Origin of the sequence: Pseudomonas sp. R2-7-07 (genome assembly GCF_003852355.1) — a bacterium.
Classification (GTDB): Bacteria; Pseudomonadota; Gammaproteobacteria; order Pseudomonadales; family Pseudomonadaceae; genus Aquipseudomonas.
The window spans coordinates 4,747,577-4,760,728 of record NZ_CP027759.1 but is presented as its reverse complement, the minus strand read 5'-3'; the positions used below and the strand labels follow the sequence as shown (position 1 = coordinate 4,760,728).

Sequence of the window (13,152 nt, the reverse complement as noted above, 5' to 3'; positions counted from 1 at the left end):
GGATTTATGACCGGGCCACCTGTTGCCCGGCCATCGCTTCGGCACCTTGCTCGCGCACCCAGAACAACGTAGCCCCGGCTACTGCTGCCGGCATCATCAGCAAGTTGACCACCGGCACCAGCAGCACCAGGTAGACGATCCCGCCAAAACTCATGCTCTGCCAGCGCTTCTGGCGCAGCCAGGCGAGCATTTCGTTCCAGCCCAGCTTGTGGTTGTCGGCCGGGTAGTCGATGTATTGGATCGCCATCATCCACACGCCGAACAACAGCCACAATGGCGCGGCGATCAGGTTGACCACGGGAATGAACGACAGGATGAACAGGCCGATGGCCCGTGGCAGGAAGTAGCCCAGCTTGCGCATTTCCCGGGCCAGGGTGCGCGGAATCATCGCGATCAGCTCGCCCCAGCTGAACGGTGGGAAGTCGTCGGTGCCACGCACCACGATCTCGACTTTCTCCGCGAGAAAACCATTGAACGGCGCCGCGATGATATTGGCGAGCATGGTAAAGGTGAAAAACACCATCAACACCACCAGCACCACGAACAGCGGCCACAGCAGGTAATTCAAAAAGCTCAGCCAGCCGGGCAGCGTGGGCATCAGGTGGTCGACCCACAGGCTGAATTGGTGGCCTGCAAAGTAGATCAGGCCGACGAACAGCACCAGGTTGATCGCCAGCGGCAGCAGTACGAACAGGCGCAGGCCGGGGCTCAACACCAGTTTGAGGCCTTCGCGCAGGTATTGCGGGCCGGAAAGAGCGGGGGCAGGCATGGAAGACTCCGAGCAGAAGGGCGAACGCGCCGACCTTACCGGCTTTGCCGTGGCGGTGAAAGTGGCGACATCAGCGGTTACACCTGAGTGGACAATAAGGTCGATCAAACCGGTCGACTGCATAGAGACCACCTATGAGCTGGATTGTTATTCCGTATTTCCTTAATCTTGCCCCCCTCTATACGCTGCACCCATTATTTTCAGGATCTGCGAGTTCAAGCCTTCCCCAAGTGCTTCGCGGTCCTTTTTTATTCCAGCCGTCTTGTTGTCCGGACGGTCGATAGGAGTGAGTCATGTCTGATACCCGTCATTCGCGAGTGATTATTCTCGGTTCCGGCCCTGCCGGTTACAGCGCTGCGGTCTACGCTGCCCGCGCCAACCTCAAGCCGCTGCTGATCACCGGCATGCAGGCGGGCGGTCAGTTGACCACCACCACCGAAGTCGACAACTGGCCGGGCGACGTCCACGGCCTGACCGGCCCGGTGCTGATGGAGCGTATGAAAGAACACGCCGAGCGCTTTGAAACCGAGATCGTGTTCGACCACATCAACAAGGTCGACTTTTCCAAGAAGCCTTACAGCCTGACAGGCGACAGCGGCGTGTACACCTGTGACGCGTTGATCATCGCCACCGGCGCCAGCGCCCGTTACCTGGGCCTGCCATCGGAAGAAGCGTTCATGGGCAAGGGTGTTTCCGCCTGCGCGACCTGCGACGGTTTCTTCTATCGCAACAAGCCAGTGGCTGTGGTCGGTGGCGGCAACACCGCAGTGGAAGAGGCGCTGTACCTGGCCAACATCGCCAGCACCGTGACCCTGGTGCACCGCCGCGAAACCTTCCGCGCCGAGAAGATCCTGATCGACAAGCTGCACGCCCGTGTCGCTGAAGGCAAGATCATCCTCAAGCTCAACGCCACGCTGGACGAAGTCCTGGGTGACAACATGGGCGTGACCGGTGCGCGCCTGAAGAACAATGACGGCAGCTTCGACGAGCTGAAAGTCGACGGCGTATTCATCGCCATCGGCCACACCCCGAACACCTCGTTGTTCGAAGGTGTGCTGGAAGCCAAAGACGGTTACCTGGTGGTGCAGGGCGGCCGTGAAGGCAATGCCACCGCCACCAACATCGACGGCATCTTCGCGGCCGGCGACGTGGCTGACCACGTCTACCGCCAAGCCATCACCTCGGCCGGCGCCGGTTGCATGGCGGCCCTGGATGCCGAACGTTACCTTGACGGTCTGAAAGACGCCTCGTTCTAAGCAACGCTGCAAAACAAATGTGGGAGGGGGCTTGCTCCCGTTAGCGGTGTTTCAGTCAGCACATTTGCTACTGAACCACCGCAATCGGGGGCAAGCCCCCTCCCACATTTTGATCTTTATTTGGCTCAGGATTTGCGGGTCAGGGGTTGTGCTGCAAATTTCACTCCGGCCAGGCCGTATTTGATCAACGCACGGATATTGCCATGGTCACTGCCTTCCGGCGTAGCCACCACTGAACGGTAATGCTCGCCAAACGCCAGCAACGCTTCCTGATCGCTCAACCCTTCCAGCAACGCCAATCCAAGTGTCTTGCACGAACCTTCGTTCTGGCCGGCGGCATTTTCCACCTCGCCGTTGGTGAAGGCTTGCGGCTGGTAGTCGTAACCTGCGGCAACAAAGGCCAGGGTGTCGGCAAACGCGTGTTTGCCGCTGTTAAGGCTGGCGCGCAGGGTGTTCAGGTCAGTCATGGGCTTTTCCTTTGGCAAACGCCGCGTGTTGGTCGGCGCTGGCTTCTTTCTGGTATTGGGCTTTCCACTCGGCGTACGGCATGCCGTACACCACTTCACGGGCGTCATCGAGGCTCAGTTCGATCTGGCGCTCATCGGCCTCGGCCTTGTACCACTTGGACAGGCAGTTACGGCAGAAGCCGGCCAGGTTCATCAGGTCGATGTTCTGTACATCCTTGCGGCTGTCCAGGTGTGACACCAGCCGGCGAAAGGCGGCGGCTTCGAGTTCGAGGCGTTGTTGGTCGTTCATAGGGCTCACTTGACTATCAGCGGCTGGCCGCCAGAGTGATCGAAACCGACTCGGCAAAGCGCAGCGCATGGGGTTTGTCGACTTCGACTTCGGCGTACAGCACCGACTCGTTGCTCATCACCAGGTCGAGCAGCTCCTGGGTCAGGCGTTCGAGCAAGGCGAAGCGGTTGCTTTCGACGTGGGCAATGATGGCCTTGGTGATGGTGCGGTAGTTCAGCGCGTGGTCGATGTCATTATCGCGCACGGCTTCCTGGGCGGCATACAGGATGGTCAGGTTGATCAGCACATCCTGCTTGTTGAGGATTTCGTCCTCGTTGATGCCGATAAAGGTGCGCAGGCACAGGTCCTTGACCCGGATGCGCGCCATGCCTGGTTGAAGTTGTGGCATTGCTACTTGCTCCGTCCAATCAGTTGCAGGAACTCCATGCGCGTGGTGTTCGACTCGCGGAACGCGCCGAGCATCACCGAGGTGTTCATGGTTGAATTCTGTTTTTCCACGCCGCGCATCATCATGCACATGTGCCTGGCTTCGATCACCACCGCCACGCCGGCGGCCTGGGTCACGTCCTGGATGGCGTCGGCAATTTGCCGCGTGAGGTTTTCCTGGATCTGCAGGCGCCTGGCGTACATGTCGACGATGCGCGCCAGTTTCGACAGGCCCAGCACCTTGCCGGTCGGAATGTAGGCCACATGGGCCTTGCCGATAAAGGGCAACAGGTGGTGCTCACACAGCGAGTACAGCTCGATGTCCTGGAGGATCACCATCTCGTCGTTATCGGAGGCGAAGAGCGCGCCGTTGACGATTTCTTCCAGGTTCTGCTCGTAGCCATGACACAGGTATTGCATCGCCTTGGCGGCGCGCTTGGGGGTGTCGAGCAAACCTTCGCGTTCCGGGTCTTCGCCCAGGCCTTTGAGGATTTCGCGGTAATGGTGGGGCAGGGACAAGGTCATACAACATCCTCAAAACGGCTTACTTGATATGCCGCCCGCCGTTGACGGTCAGGGTGGTCCCGGTGACATAGGGGTTGTCCAGCAGGTAACGCACGCTCTGGTAGATCACCTCAGGCCCGGGCTCGATGCCCAGCGCCGACTTGGCCAGGACCTTGGCACGGTAGGCCGCGTCGTCGCCTTCATTGAACATCACCATGGCCGGCGCGATGCCGTTGACCTTGATCAGCGGCGCGAACTCTGCGGCGAACGACAAGGTAAGGCTGTCGAGCCCGGCCTTGGTGGCGCAATACGCGATGTGCTGACGGCTGCCCTTGCGTACCACGTCATCGCTGATATGCACGATATCGGCCGGTGTCGAACGTTGCAGCAGGGGTGAACAATGCCGGTTGATCAGGTACGGCGCAAGCATGTGCACGCTGAACATGTCGGTAAAGGCGTGGCTTTCGTCGTCATGCGTTTCCGCGATCCAGGCCGAGGCGTTGTGGATGATCGCGCGCAGCGAGTCGGTATGTGCCTTCAACTCAGTGATGAACGCCACAATCCCCGCTTCGCTGGAAAAATCGGCAAACAGGCCGAACGCACCGCGTTCGCGCAGCAGCTGCACCCCTGGGCGTTCGCTGCGGTAGCTGAAGATGACCGATTGCCCTGCGTCCAACAGACGCTCGGCGCAATACAGGCCGACGCGCTGGCCGGCACCGGTGATCAGGATCGGGGCGTTGGTTGCAGTCATGGGAGGCTCTAGTCGCTGGCAGGTGGAAACTATACCAGCGACCCGTCTCCCCTGTACTCAGGCAGCGGCTTCGCTGGCCTTGCGTGGTGGCGTGGGATGCAGCCAGTTCGCCAGCAGGTGCGTCGACAACGGAATAAAGAAGTACACCATCAGCGGTGTGAGCGCCAAGGTGCTGACCAGCACCCGGCTGAACAGGTCCAGTTCGCCGAGCAAGGGGGCCAGGCCAAAATTGAACAGCAGCGACACCGGGAAAAACGCCAGCCAGATCGCCACCGCCTGTTTCCAACGGGGTGGGCGGGCTCCCACGGCGCCAAACCAGCCATCGATGCCGCTCACGCGGTGTTCGGACGGGTCGGCAAACAGCTCGCTGCCACGGCTCAGCCAGGCACTGCGCGAAGCGGAAAACTCCCAGGCATGCAGGGTTTTTTCGTCGGCGAAACGGAAGATGATCTGGAATTCATCGTCATTGGGCGGCGGGGCCAGCACGCCGGAACCCAGGTAACCGGGGAAGTCGGTGGCCAGTTGTTCGCCTTCGCGCAGCCAGGCCATCAGCTCTTCATAGCGTCCTTTGGCCACGCGGCGCGCGACCATCAAGGTGACGGGTGAGGTAGACATGGTATATCTCCAAATGTACGGGTGCGCTGAACCGGGTAGGTGGCGCACAAAGAGGCGGCCGGGTGAGGCCGCTCTCTTAAAAAACAGGCAAGGATTATTCCTCTTTTGCCGAAATACACCAGAGACATTGGTCCGATAAGTGCGGCCTTGAAAAAGACAGGTCGATAAGCGTTAAATACCCTTCAGCCAGCATTGCCACATTTGGTCACCAATGCCCTTGATTACTGCTCCGATTGATAGCATTTCGCGTCTGATTTCGACAGATTCAGATCAGCTGTTTCCCATTCGGGAAGTCTCGAGATTGACAGGCGTAAACCCGGTCACCCTGCGAGCGTGGGAGCGGCGCTACGGGCTGATCCAGCCCATGCGCACCGAAAGCGGGCACCGTCTCTACTCCACGGCCGATATTGAGACGGTCCAGCGTATCCTTGATTGGACTGAACGCGGCGTGGCGGTGAGCAAGGTTGGCAAGATTCTGGCGCGTGACGATCAACAGATCGAAGCGATTCGTGCCGAGCGCGACGCGGCCGAAGACAGCGAATGGCCGCAGTGGCGAGCCCGGCTGATGCATGCCATCAGCGCGTTCGACGAGCGTCAGTTGGAGAGCGTGTATGGCCAGGTGTTCTCGACCTATCCACTGAACGTTGCGTTTCAGGACATTCTGATGCCGTTGTGGCGCGACTTGCTGCGCCACCAGGGCCGTTTCGGCCAGGCCAGTGAATGGCTATTTTTCGACTCTTTTCTGTGTATGCAGACTTTGCTGCGCTTGCAGGTGGCAAGCGCATCGCCCGCCCCCCAGGTATTACTGAGCGCCCTGCCGGGCGATTGCCGCAAATTGGAGCTACTGGTGGCGGCGCTGTTGATGAGCTGGGAGGATTTGTCCGTGAAGGTGCTGGGCTTGGACCAGCCGGTCGATGAGTTGACCCTGGTCTGTGAAAAGATCCGCCCCCAGGCGCTGGTCATGTTCTCCAATCACTCGCATAAGCATGACCTGGCTGCGCGTCTGAACCGCTTGGCGTTGACCCTGGACTGCCCGCTGTTTCTCGCAGGCGCTGCATCGGACCTGTTGCAGGCCGATCTGGCCGGCACGTCCATCGGCTGCCTCGGCAGCGAAGGGCGCCAGATGCAGCGCCGTTTGCAGCAGTTTCTCAGTGGCGGTCTGGATACCTGATCTCAGGCATGTACATGGGGATGCACCAGACGATGCTGGTGCAGGATGAATTGGCGCAGGCGCTCGATTTCACCTGCGTCACTCTGATTCAGGCGGTAGGCAAACAGGCCCCGGGCGGTTTCCCGCTCCAGCGTGCCACGCAGCGCAATACGTTCGTAACCGGACGGACTGAACCACAAAGAAAAGGTTTTCGGCGGTTTGGCTCGGCCACGCCCTTCCACCAGCACACCCTTGAATGACACTTCGTGCACCCACAGCGCACTGGCGTAGCCCTTGATGTTCTCCAGGGCCACCGGTGTTTCAAGGGCCAGGCGCCACGGGCGGATCATCGGCCCGTCTTCAAAGATACTCGGCACGCCCAGGCGCAGATGCACCGCATGAAACTCATCTTCCACCAGATGCAGGGGAAAGGTCAGTTGCTGGTTATCGAACTGCGCCTGGATGGTGACTTGGTCGTGAGCGGCCAACCGCGTGAGCAAATCGCGAATCTGCGCACCGCCATTCACCGTCAGGCTCGACCATGCATCCCGCAGGTTGAGCTGCGGGTTGTGCTGCATGTCCTGGATAAACGCCAGTTCGTCCTGGGTCAAAAGAGCATCGCGGTGCATGGATATAGCTCAAAGTTGGGCGTTAAAAGGCCATTATCGCTCTAAAGACCGCCATTTTTACAGCTTGTTAATTTCACTCGTCGCCTTGAGCGCCGCCAGCTCGGCTTTAAGCTCGGCTACCTGGGCTTCCAGCTGGGCGGCGCGTTGCTGCGCTTTTACCTGGACGGTGACGTCTTTTTGCACGCCGACGAAATACGTCTGCTGGTCGGCCGCGTTGTACACCGTTGACAGTGATAACTCGTTCCAGAAATGTGTGCCGTCCTTGCGGTAGTTGCGCAGGATTTCCCGGCACGCGCCACCGCTGTCGAGCGCCTCGCGGATCGCCATCAGGCCTGGCTGGTCACGGTCGCCCGCCTGCAGGAAACGGCAATCCTGATAAAGGATGTCGTCCAGAGTGTAGCCGGTCAGGCGTTCGAAGGCCGGGTTGACGTAGATCAGTGGCTTGTCTTCGCCTTCTCGTTCGGCGACGACAATCCCGTCGTTGGAGGCGTTGATGACCATTTGCATCAGCTTGGCGTTGATCATTGAGCGGTCCATGGCTTGTTGTTGAGGTCTGAAGTTTATGACACGTCTTGAATGTTGCACGGCGCGCGCTGAGAAAACTGCGCCAGCTGCTAATATCCTACGCTTTCGCTCAATTACAGGATCAGATTGATGAAAGTCGCCATCCTTTCCGGCTCGGTCTACGGCACAGCTGAAGAAGTCGCTCGCCACGCCGAAAAAATCCTCAAAGCAGCGGGTTTTGAAGCCTGGCACAACCCGCGTGCCACGCTGGCCGACGTGCAGGCCTTCGCGCCCGAGGCGTTCCTGGCGGTCACATCGACCACCGGCATGGGCGAGCTGCCCGACAATCTGCAACCGCTGTACTCAAGCATTCGCGACCAGTTGCCCGCCGCCTGGCGCGGCCTGCCCGGTGCGGTCATTGGCCTGGGCGACGCCAGCTACGGCGATACCTTCTGCGGCGGCGGCGAGCAAATGCGCGAAGTATTCAGTGAGTTGGGCCTGCGCGAAGTGCTGCCGATGCTGCGCCTGGACGCCAGCGAAAGCGTGACCCCGGAGACCGACGCCGAGCCGTGGCTGGCCGAGTTGATTACTGCACTGCAGCGCTGACCGACCCCGTGAGGCGCTGTCCGCGTGTTTTTATTGACGGCGCTTCTCTGACACCGTTTGTACTATTCTCCAGGCTGACTCGCTCAGTCATCAAGCTGGCTGCGAAGGCAACTCCGCAAGCCAGGGCGTCTGACTAGACTGGCTCATCACTTAAAAAATAATAATAAATGCGCCAAGGAGGTCATTATTGTGAGCCTAGCCCCCGTTCTATCGTCACAGAATGTCAAAGATCAGGTCAGCGCGGCCGAATGGCAAGCCCGTGTCGACCTGGCGGCCTGCTATCGCCTGGTGGCGATGCACGGTTGGGATGATCTGATCTTCACGCATATTTCCGCCAAGGTGCCGGGCACCGATGATTTCCTGATCAACCCCTATGGGCTGATGTTCCACGAAATCACCGCCTCAAGCCTGGTCAAGGTGGACCAGGCCGGCAACAAGCGCATGGACAGCCCCTATGAGATCAACCCCGCGGGCTACACCATCCACAGCGCCATCCACGAAGTGCGCCACGACGTGACCTGCGTGCTGCACACCCATACTGCCGCCGGTGTCGCCGTGTCTGCGCAAAAGCAGGGCGTGCTGCCGATCAGCCAGCAGTCGCTGTTTGTGCTGTCGAGCCTGGCCTATCACGCCTATGAAGGCGTCGCACTGAATCACGATGAAAAGGCGCGCTTGCAGGCGGACCTGGGCGAACACAACTTTCTGATGCTGCACAACCATGGCCTGCTGACGTGCGGCGCGACCATCGCTGACACCTTTCTGATGATGTTCACGTTCCAGCGTGCCTGTGACATCCAGGTACTGGCGCAGAACGGCGCTGCCGAGTTGATTGCCATCGAGCCGCAGATTCTGGCCGGTGCCAAGGCGATGGTGGCGGCTGTCACAAAAAGCGCCCAAGGTATGGGCGGTGCGCTGGCCTGGCCGGCGCTGCTGCGCAAATTGGATAACCAGGACCCCGGGTATAAAAGCTGATGCCACTTGCCGAGATACCCCTCAGCGCCTGGCGCAAACGCGGCCAGGATTTCGTCTTTCGCGGCCGCTCCATTCGTTATTGGGTGGCCGGGCAGGGCGAGCCGCTGCTGCTGATCCATGGCTTTCCCACGGCCAGTTGGGACTGGCATTACCTGTGGCAGCCCCTGGCCCAGCGCAATCTGGTGATCGCCTGCGACATGCTCGGCTTCGGCGAATCGGCCAAACCGCTGGATCACGAGTACTGCCTGCTGGAGCAAGCCGACCTGCAACAGGCGTTGCTTGAACACCTGGGGGTGGCAGAGCCGGTGCACATATTGGCCCATGACTATGGCGACAGCGTTGCCCAGGAACTCCTGGCCCGGCATTACGAAGGGCGGTTCCAGATGGCCAGTTGTGCGTTTCTCAACGGTGGGCTGTTCCCCGAAACCCATCGCGCAACCTTGGTGCAGAAGTTATTGCTCAGCCCCTTGGGCTGGATGATCGGCCGAGCCTCTGGGCGAAGTAGCCTGGCCAACAGTTTTAACCAGATTTTTGGTCCCCGGACGCTACCCAGCGAAAGCGCCCTGGATGATTTCTGGAGCCTGATTGAACACAACGACGGCCCGCGCATCCTGCACAAGCTGATCAACTACATTCCCCAGCGCCGTCGCCTGCGTGACCGCTGGGTGGCGGCAATGCAGCGCGGCGACGTGCCGTTGCGGGTCATCGACGGTGAGGTCGACCCCATTTCCGGCGCGCATATGGTGGAGCGCTATCACCAACTAGTGCCGAATGCCGATGCCATCTTGCTGGCCGATATCGGCCATTACCCACAGATCGAGGCGCCGGTCCAGGTGCTCAGGCATTACCAGGCGTTTCGCGAGCGTATTGGCCTGCGGTCAGCGCGTCCGGCCTATTCCTGAGCCTTGCGCCCCCAGGCGGCATCATCCCGCTGCCTTATCGAGCACCATTCAGCGTCGGCCGTATTTATTGTGACCCAAGGCCCGGTGCCGGACACTCTGCCCATTGCCATTGTCGCCCAAGGAGTTCGGTATGAGTCAGTCAGTGCAGTTGCAGGATAAGGTCGTGATCGTCACCGGTGCTGGCGGCGGTTTGGGCCGCGCCCATGCGCTGCTGTTCGCTCGGCACGGGGCCAAGGTGCTGGTCAATGACCTCGGTGGCTCGACCCAGGGCGAAGGCGCCAATGCCTCGGCGGCCGACCGCGTGGTGGCCGAAATCCGCGCAGCGGGTGGCATTGCGCACGCCAACCATGATTCCGTCACCGACGGCGATAAAATCGTACAGAACGCGCTGGATGCCTTCGGCCGTATCGATGTGGTGGTGAACAACGCCGGTATCCTGCGCGACAAGACCTTCCACAAGATGGACGACAGCGACTGGGACCTGGTTTACCGGGTGCATGTCGAAGGCGCCTACAAAGTCACCCGCGCCGCCTGGCCGCATCTGCGCGAGCAGGGCTATGGCCGGGTGATCTTCACCGCGTCCACCTCGGGCATCTACGGCAACTTTGGCCAGTCCAACTACGGCATGGCCAAGCTTGGCCTGTATGGCTTGACCCGAACCCTGGCGCTGGAAGGGCGCAAGAACAACATCCTGGTCAACGCGATTGCGCCCACCGGCGCCACACGCATGACCGAGGGGCTGATTCCGCCGCAGGTGTTCGAGCGTCTCAAGCCGGAGCTGGTCAGTCCGCTGGTGGTGTACCTGGGCAGCGAAGCCTGCCAGGAAACCTCAGGCTTGTTCGAAGTGGGCGGCGGCTGGATCGGCAAGACCCGCTGGGAGCGCAGCCTGGGCGTGGGTTTTGACCCCGAAGCGGGCTTTTCGCCGGATGACGTGGCGGCGCACTGGCAGCAGATCTGCGACTTCGAAGGGGCGGCGCACCCCAAAGACACGATCGAGGCATTGAAGGAGATGATGGCCAACTTGCAGAAGTTCAGCCTCTGATCGTTGCGTAAAAATACTGAATCCCACGGGGCGTCAATGGCGCCCCGTTTTTATTCCAGGCATAAAAAAGGCCGCTGCACAGGCAGCGGCCGAAGTAAGACGTTGGATCAAGGAGCGATAAATCAACGTCAGTGAACACTGGTAACAGATTGAATGTCTTGGCAATCCGTCGAATTCAAGCTTTTCTCCAGAACCTCGGAGCGGGCTGTTTGCCCTGAAAGCGAAGTAAGCATAGTCGGTTGTAACAGAATGAGTAATAGCGGTTCAGGACAAGGACTGTTACCAAAACGACAATAATTCGGCGCATGCCATCGATGCTTCTGATAGGCCACCATCCATCCAATCCATGACGCACGCCGCACCCATGGCCCGCGCGGCCCGTCATCCTTTCGAGCTACAACACGAATACCTCCTTGGTGCGCTTATCGCTCCTCCTGGGCAGCAGTAGGGTGGGGCCTTCTGTCACTCACCGGGGAAGACGCATGACAAAAACAACAATGCGCGCCATCTTCACGCCACAGGCGCTGGCCGCTGCGGTTGCCTTGGGTTGCTGTGCCCAGGCCCACGCTGTTTCGTTCAACATCGGCGAGATCGAAGGGCAATTCGATTCCTCGCTATCGGTCGGTGCGAGTTGGGGCACGCGGGATGCCGACAAAAGCCTGGTCGGCACCGTCAACGGCGGCACGGGCCAGGCGTCCACCGGGGATGACGGGCGCCTGAACTTCAAGAAGGGCGAGACCTTCTCGAAAATCTTCAAGGGTCTGCATGATCTTGAACTGAAATACGGCGACACCGGTGTGTTCGTGCGCGGCAAGTACTGGTACGACTTCGAGCTCAAGGACGAAGATCGTGAGTTCAAGCAGATCAGCGACCACAACCGCAAGGAGGGCGCCAAATCCAGCGGTGCGCAGATTCTCGATGCCTTCGTCTACCACAACTATTCCCTGGGCGACCTGCCCGGCACCGTGCGCGCCGGCAAGCAAGTGGTCAGTTGGGGCGAAAGTACCTTCATCGGTAACTCCATCAACAGCATCAACCCGATCGACGTGTCGGCGTTCCGTCGTCCGGGGGCCGAGATCAAGGAAGGCTTGATCCCGGTGAACATGCTGTTCGCCTCCCAGAGCCTGACCAATCAGCTCACCGTAGAAGGTTTCTACCAACTGGAATGGGACCAGACTGTGCTGGACAACTGCGGCACCTTCTTCGGCGGTGACGTAGCGGCGGATGGCTGCACCGGTAACTACACGGTGGGCAGCCCGGGGATTGCACCGCTGCAACCGATTGCAGCGGCACGCGGCCAAGGCTTCGTGGTCACCCGCGAGGGTGTGGTGGTGCAGCGCGCTGCGGACCGTGATGCGCGTGACTCCGGCCAGTTCGGCGCCGCCTTGCGCTGGCTGGGTGACGACACCGAATACGGTCTGTACTTCATGAACTACCACAGCCGCACCCCGACCGTGGGCACGATTACCGCCAATACCAACCTGGCAACCATCGGCGCCATTGGTGCCGCCGCCCCGCCGGGCTTTGGTGGGGCCCTGGCCCAGAGCACCATGCTCGGGCGTGGCCAGTACTACCTGGATTACCCGGAGGATATCCGTCTGTTCGGTGCCAGCTTCTCCACCACCTTGCCCACCGGCACGGCGTGGACCGGCGAAATCAGCTATCGGCCCAATGCGCCCGTGCAACTCAACACCACCGACCTGACCCTGGCGCTGGTCAACCCGATTGCCGGCAACACCGCGTCGCCGATCCGCAGTTCGTTTGGCGCCGACAACAAAGGCTACCGTCGCAAGGAAATCACCCAGATCCAGAGCACCATGACCCAGTTCTTCGACCAGGTGCTGGGCGCCGAGCGCCTGACCCTGGTGGGCGAAGCGGCCGTTGTGCACGTCGCCGGCCTGGAAGACAAAACCCGACTGCGTTATGGCCGTGACTCGGTGTACGGCGCCTATGGGTTCCAGGGTGACACCGACGGTTTCGTCACCTCCACCTCCTGGGGCTACCGCGCGCGGGCGATCCTTGACTACAACAACGCGATTGCCGGGGTGAACCTCAAGCCCAACCTGTCCTGGTCCCATGACGTGGCCGGCTACGGCCCCAACGGCTTGTTCAACAAAGGCGCCAAGGCGATCAGCGTCGGTGTGGATGCGGATTACCGCAGCACCTACACCGCCAGCCTCAGCTACACCGACTTTTTTGGCGGCGACTACAACACCCTGACCGACCGTGACTTCCTCGCCCTCAGCTTCGGCGTGAACTTCTGATCTGGC

The 13,152-nt window shown here is 60.4% G+C and carries 17 protein-coding genes; 8 read left to right on the top strand and 9 right to left on the bottom strand.

From position 1 onward, the window contains the following. Positions 1-4: 4 nt before the first annotated feature. Positions 5-769, bottom strand: a complete 765-nt coding sequence (gene cysZ, locus C4J86_RS21870; RefSeq protein WP_124371815.1) for a sulfate transporter CysZ — start codon at positions 767-769, stop codon at positions 5-7. Between cysZ and C4J86_RS26900 the strand changes: the two genes are divergently transcribed. Together C4J86_RS26900 and trxB are read left to right on the top strand one after the other, a co-directional pair. Next, complete coding sequence (locus C4J86_RS26900) at positions 768-935, top strand: hypothetical protein (protein WP_164487786.1); 168 nt, start codon at positions 768-770, stop codon at positions 933-935. The two genes, cysZ and C4J86_RS26900, sit on opposite strands and share 2 nt — an antisense overlap. A gap of 127 nt (positions 936-1,062) precedes the next feature. Then, positions 1,063-2,025: a thioredoxin-disulfide reductase gene (gene trxB, locus C4J86_RS21860; protein WP_124364362.1), complete on the top strand. Its 963-nt coding sequence runs from the start codon at positions 1,063-1,065 to the stop codon at positions 2,023-2,025. A 125-nt stretch (positions 2,026-2,150) separates the two neighbouring features. On the opposite strand, the gene C4J86_RS21855 is transcribed toward trxB, so the two are convergent. Genes C4J86_RS21855 through C4J86_RS21830 form a run of 6 tightly spaced genes read right to left on the bottom strand, consistent with a single transcriptional unit; the run spans position 2,151 to position 5,077 of the window. Further along, positions 2,151-2,492, bottom strand: a complete 342-nt coding sequence (locus tag C4J86_RS21855) for a HopJ type III effector protein (protein WP_124371814.1) — start codon at positions 2,490-2,492, stop codon at positions 2,151-2,153. Continuing rightward, a complete protein-coding gene (locus C4J86_RS21850; protein ID WP_124364360.1) occupies positions 2,485-2,781 on the bottom strand; it encodes a DUF1244 domain-containing protein in 297 nt (98 codons plus the stop codon). Before C4J86_RS21850 ends, C4J86_RS21855 begins: the two co-directional genes overlap by 8 nt. Positions 2,782-2,797: 16 nt before the next feature. Then, positions 2,798-3,169, bottom strand: a complete 372-nt coding sequence (folX, locus tag C4J86_RS21845; RefSeq protein WP_124371813.1) for a dihydroneopterin triphosphate 2'-epimerase — start codon at positions 3,167-3,169, stop codon at positions 2,798-2,800. A gap of 2 nt (positions 3,170-3,171) precedes the next feature. Then, the gene (gene folE, locus C4J86_RS21840; RefSeq protein ID WP_124364359.1) at positions 3,172-3,732 is read right to left on the bottom strand and encodes a GTP cyclohydrolase I FolE; all 561 of its coding nucleotides are present in this window, start codon (positions 3,730-3,732) and stop codon (positions 3,172-3,174) included. Between the two features lie 19 nt (positions 3,733-3,751). After that, positions 3,752-4,462 (bottom strand): dihydromonapterin reductase, encoded by a 711-nt coding sequence (gene folM, locus C4J86_RS21835; protein WP_124371812.1) that lies wholly within the window; start codon positions 4,460-4,462, stop codon positions 3,752-3,754. Between the two features lie 57 nt (positions 4,463-4,519). Then, entirely contained in the window at positions 4,520-5,077 is a 558-nt protein-coding gene (locus C4J86_RS21830) for an antibiotic biosynthesis monooxygenase (protein ID WP_124371811.1), read from the bottom strand. Positions 5,078-5,288: 211 nt separating this feature from the next. On the opposite strand from C4J86_RS21830, the gene C4J86_RS21825 reads away from it, so the two are divergent. Next, positions 5,289-6,248 carry a MerR family transcriptional regulator gene (locus tag C4J86_RS21825; RefSeq protein ID WP_124371810.1) on the top strand — a complete coding sequence of 320 codons (960 nt, stop codon included), beginning with the start codon at positions 5,289-5,291 and terminating at the stop codon, positions 6,246-6,248. Positions 6,249-6,250: 2 nt separating this feature from the next. On the opposite strand, the gene C4J86_RS21820 is transcribed toward C4J86_RS21825, so the two are convergent. Together C4J86_RS21820 and C4J86_RS21815 are read right to left on the bottom strand one after the other, a co-directional pair. Then, entirely contained in the window at positions 6,251-6,856 is a 606-nt protein-coding gene (locus tag C4J86_RS21820; RefSeq protein ID WP_124364355.1) for a hypothetical protein, read from the bottom strand. 57 nt (positions 6,857-6,913) lie between these two features. Next, the gene (locus tag C4J86_RS21815; protein ID WP_124371809.1) at positions 6,914-7,381 is read right to left on the bottom strand and encodes a PAS domain-containing protein; all 468 of its coding nucleotides are present in this window, start codon (positions 7,379-7,381) and stop codon (positions 6,914-6,916) included. Between the two features lie 129 nt (positions 7,382-7,510). Between C4J86_RS21815 and C4J86_RS21810 the strand changes: the two genes are divergently transcribed. The 5 genes from C4J86_RS21810 to C4J86_RS21790 all read left to right on the top strand — a co-directional run bounded on the left by C4J86_RS21810 (position 7,511) and on the right by C4J86_RS21790 (position 13,146). Next, on the top strand, positions 7,511-7,966 hold the full coding sequence (locus C4J86_RS21810; protein ID WP_124371808.1) for a flavodoxin: 456 nt from the start codon (positions 7,511-7,513) through the stop codon (positions 7,964-7,966). Between the two features lie 189 nt (positions 7,967-8,155). Then, positions 8,156-8,938, top strand: a complete 783-nt coding sequence (locus C4J86_RS21805) for a class II aldolase/adducin family protein (protein ID WP_124371807.1) — start codon at positions 8,156-8,158, stop codon at positions 8,936-8,938. Continuing rightward, positions 8,938-9,840, top strand: a complete 903-nt coding sequence (locus C4J86_RS21800; RefSeq protein ID WP_124371806.1) for an alpha/beta fold hydrolase — start codon at positions 8,938-8,940, stop codon at positions 9,838-9,840. The genes C4J86_RS21805 and C4J86_RS21800 overlap by 1 nt, the downstream gene beginning before the upstream one ends. A gap of 130 nt (positions 9,841-9,970) precedes the next feature. Then, the gene (locus C4J86_RS21795; protein ID WP_124371805.1) at positions 9,971-10,882 is read left to right on the top strand and encodes an SDR family oxidoreductase; all 912 of its coding nucleotides are present in this window, start codon (positions 9,971-9,973) and stop codon (positions 10,880-10,882) included. A gap of 482 nt (positions 10,883-11,364) precedes the next feature. Continuing rightward, positions 11,365-13,146, top strand: coding sequence for a DUF1302 domain-containing protein (locus tag C4J86_RS21790; RefSeq protein ID WP_124364349.1), 1,782 nt, complete (start codon positions 11,365-11,367; stop codon positions 13,144-13,146). Positions 13,147-13,152: the final 6 nt, after the last annotated feature.

Excerpts from the sequence above, each read along its gene's own strand:
- C4J86_RS21815 (WP_124371809.1), bottom strand. The coding sequence starts at position 7,381 with ATGATCAACGCCAAGCTGATGCAAATGGTCATCAACGCCTCCAACGAC.
- folX (WP_124371813.1), bottom strand. The coding sequence starts at position 3,169 with ATGCCACAACTTCAACCAGGCATGGCGCGCATCCGGGTCAAGGACCTG.
- C4J86_RS21855 (WP_124371814.1), bottom strand. The coding sequence starts at position 2,492 with ATGACTGACCTGAACACCCTGCGCGCCAGCCTTAACAGCGGCAAACAC.
- C4J86_RS21810 (WP_124371808.1), top strand. The coding sequence starts at position 7,511 with ATGAAAGTCGCCATCCTTTCCGGCTCGGTCTACGGCACAGCTGAAGAA.
- folM (WP_124371812.1), bottom strand. The coding sequence starts at position 4,462 with ATGACTGCAACCAACGCCCCGATCCTGATCACCGGTGCCGGCCAGCGC.
- C4J86_RS21830 (WP_124371811.1), bottom strand. The coding sequence starts at position 5,077 with ATGTCTACCTCACCCGTCACCTTGATGGTCGCGCGCCGCGTGGCCAAA.
- C4J86_RS21820 (WP_124364355.1), bottom strand. The coding sequence starts at position 6,856 with ATGCACCGCGATGCTCTTTTGACCCAGGACGAACTGGCGTTTATCCAG.
- trxB (WP_124364362.1), top strand. The coding sequence starts at position 1,063 with ATGTCTGATACCCGTCATTCGCGAGTGATTATTCTCGGTTCCGGCCCT.
- C4J86_RS26900 (WP_164487786.1), top strand. The coding sequence starts at position 768 with ATGGAAGACTCCGAGCAGAAGGGCGAACGCGCCGACCTTACCGGCTTT.
- C4J86_RS21795 (WP_124371805.1), top strand. The coding sequence starts at position 9,971 with ATGAGTCAGTCAGTGCAGTTGCAGGATAAGGTCGTGATCGTCACCGGT.
- folE (WP_124364359.1), bottom strand. The coding sequence starts at position 3,732 with ATGACCTTGTCCCTGCCCCACCATTACCGCGAAATCCTCAAAGGCCTG.
- C4J86_RS21790 (WP_124364349.1), top strand. The coding sequence starts at position 11,365 with ATGACAAAAACAACAATGCGCGCCATCTTCACGCCACAGGCGCTGGCC.
- cysZ (WP_124371815.1), bottom strand. The coding sequence starts at position 769 with ATGCCTGCCCCCGCTCTTTCCGGCCCGCAATACCTGCGCGAAGGCCTC.
- C4J86_RS21800 (WP_124371806.1), top strand. The coding sequence starts at position 8,938 with ATGCCACTTGCCGAGATACCCCTCAGCGCCTGGCGCAAACGCGGCCAG.
- C4J86_RS21850 (WP_124364360.1), bottom strand. The coding sequence starts at position 2,781 with ATGAACGACCAACAACGCCTCGAACTCGAAGCCGCCGCCTTTCGCCGG.
- C4J86_RS21825 (WP_124371810.1), top strand. The coding sequence starts at position 5,289 with ATGCCCTTGATTACTGCTCCGATTGATAGCATTTCGCGTCTGATTTCG.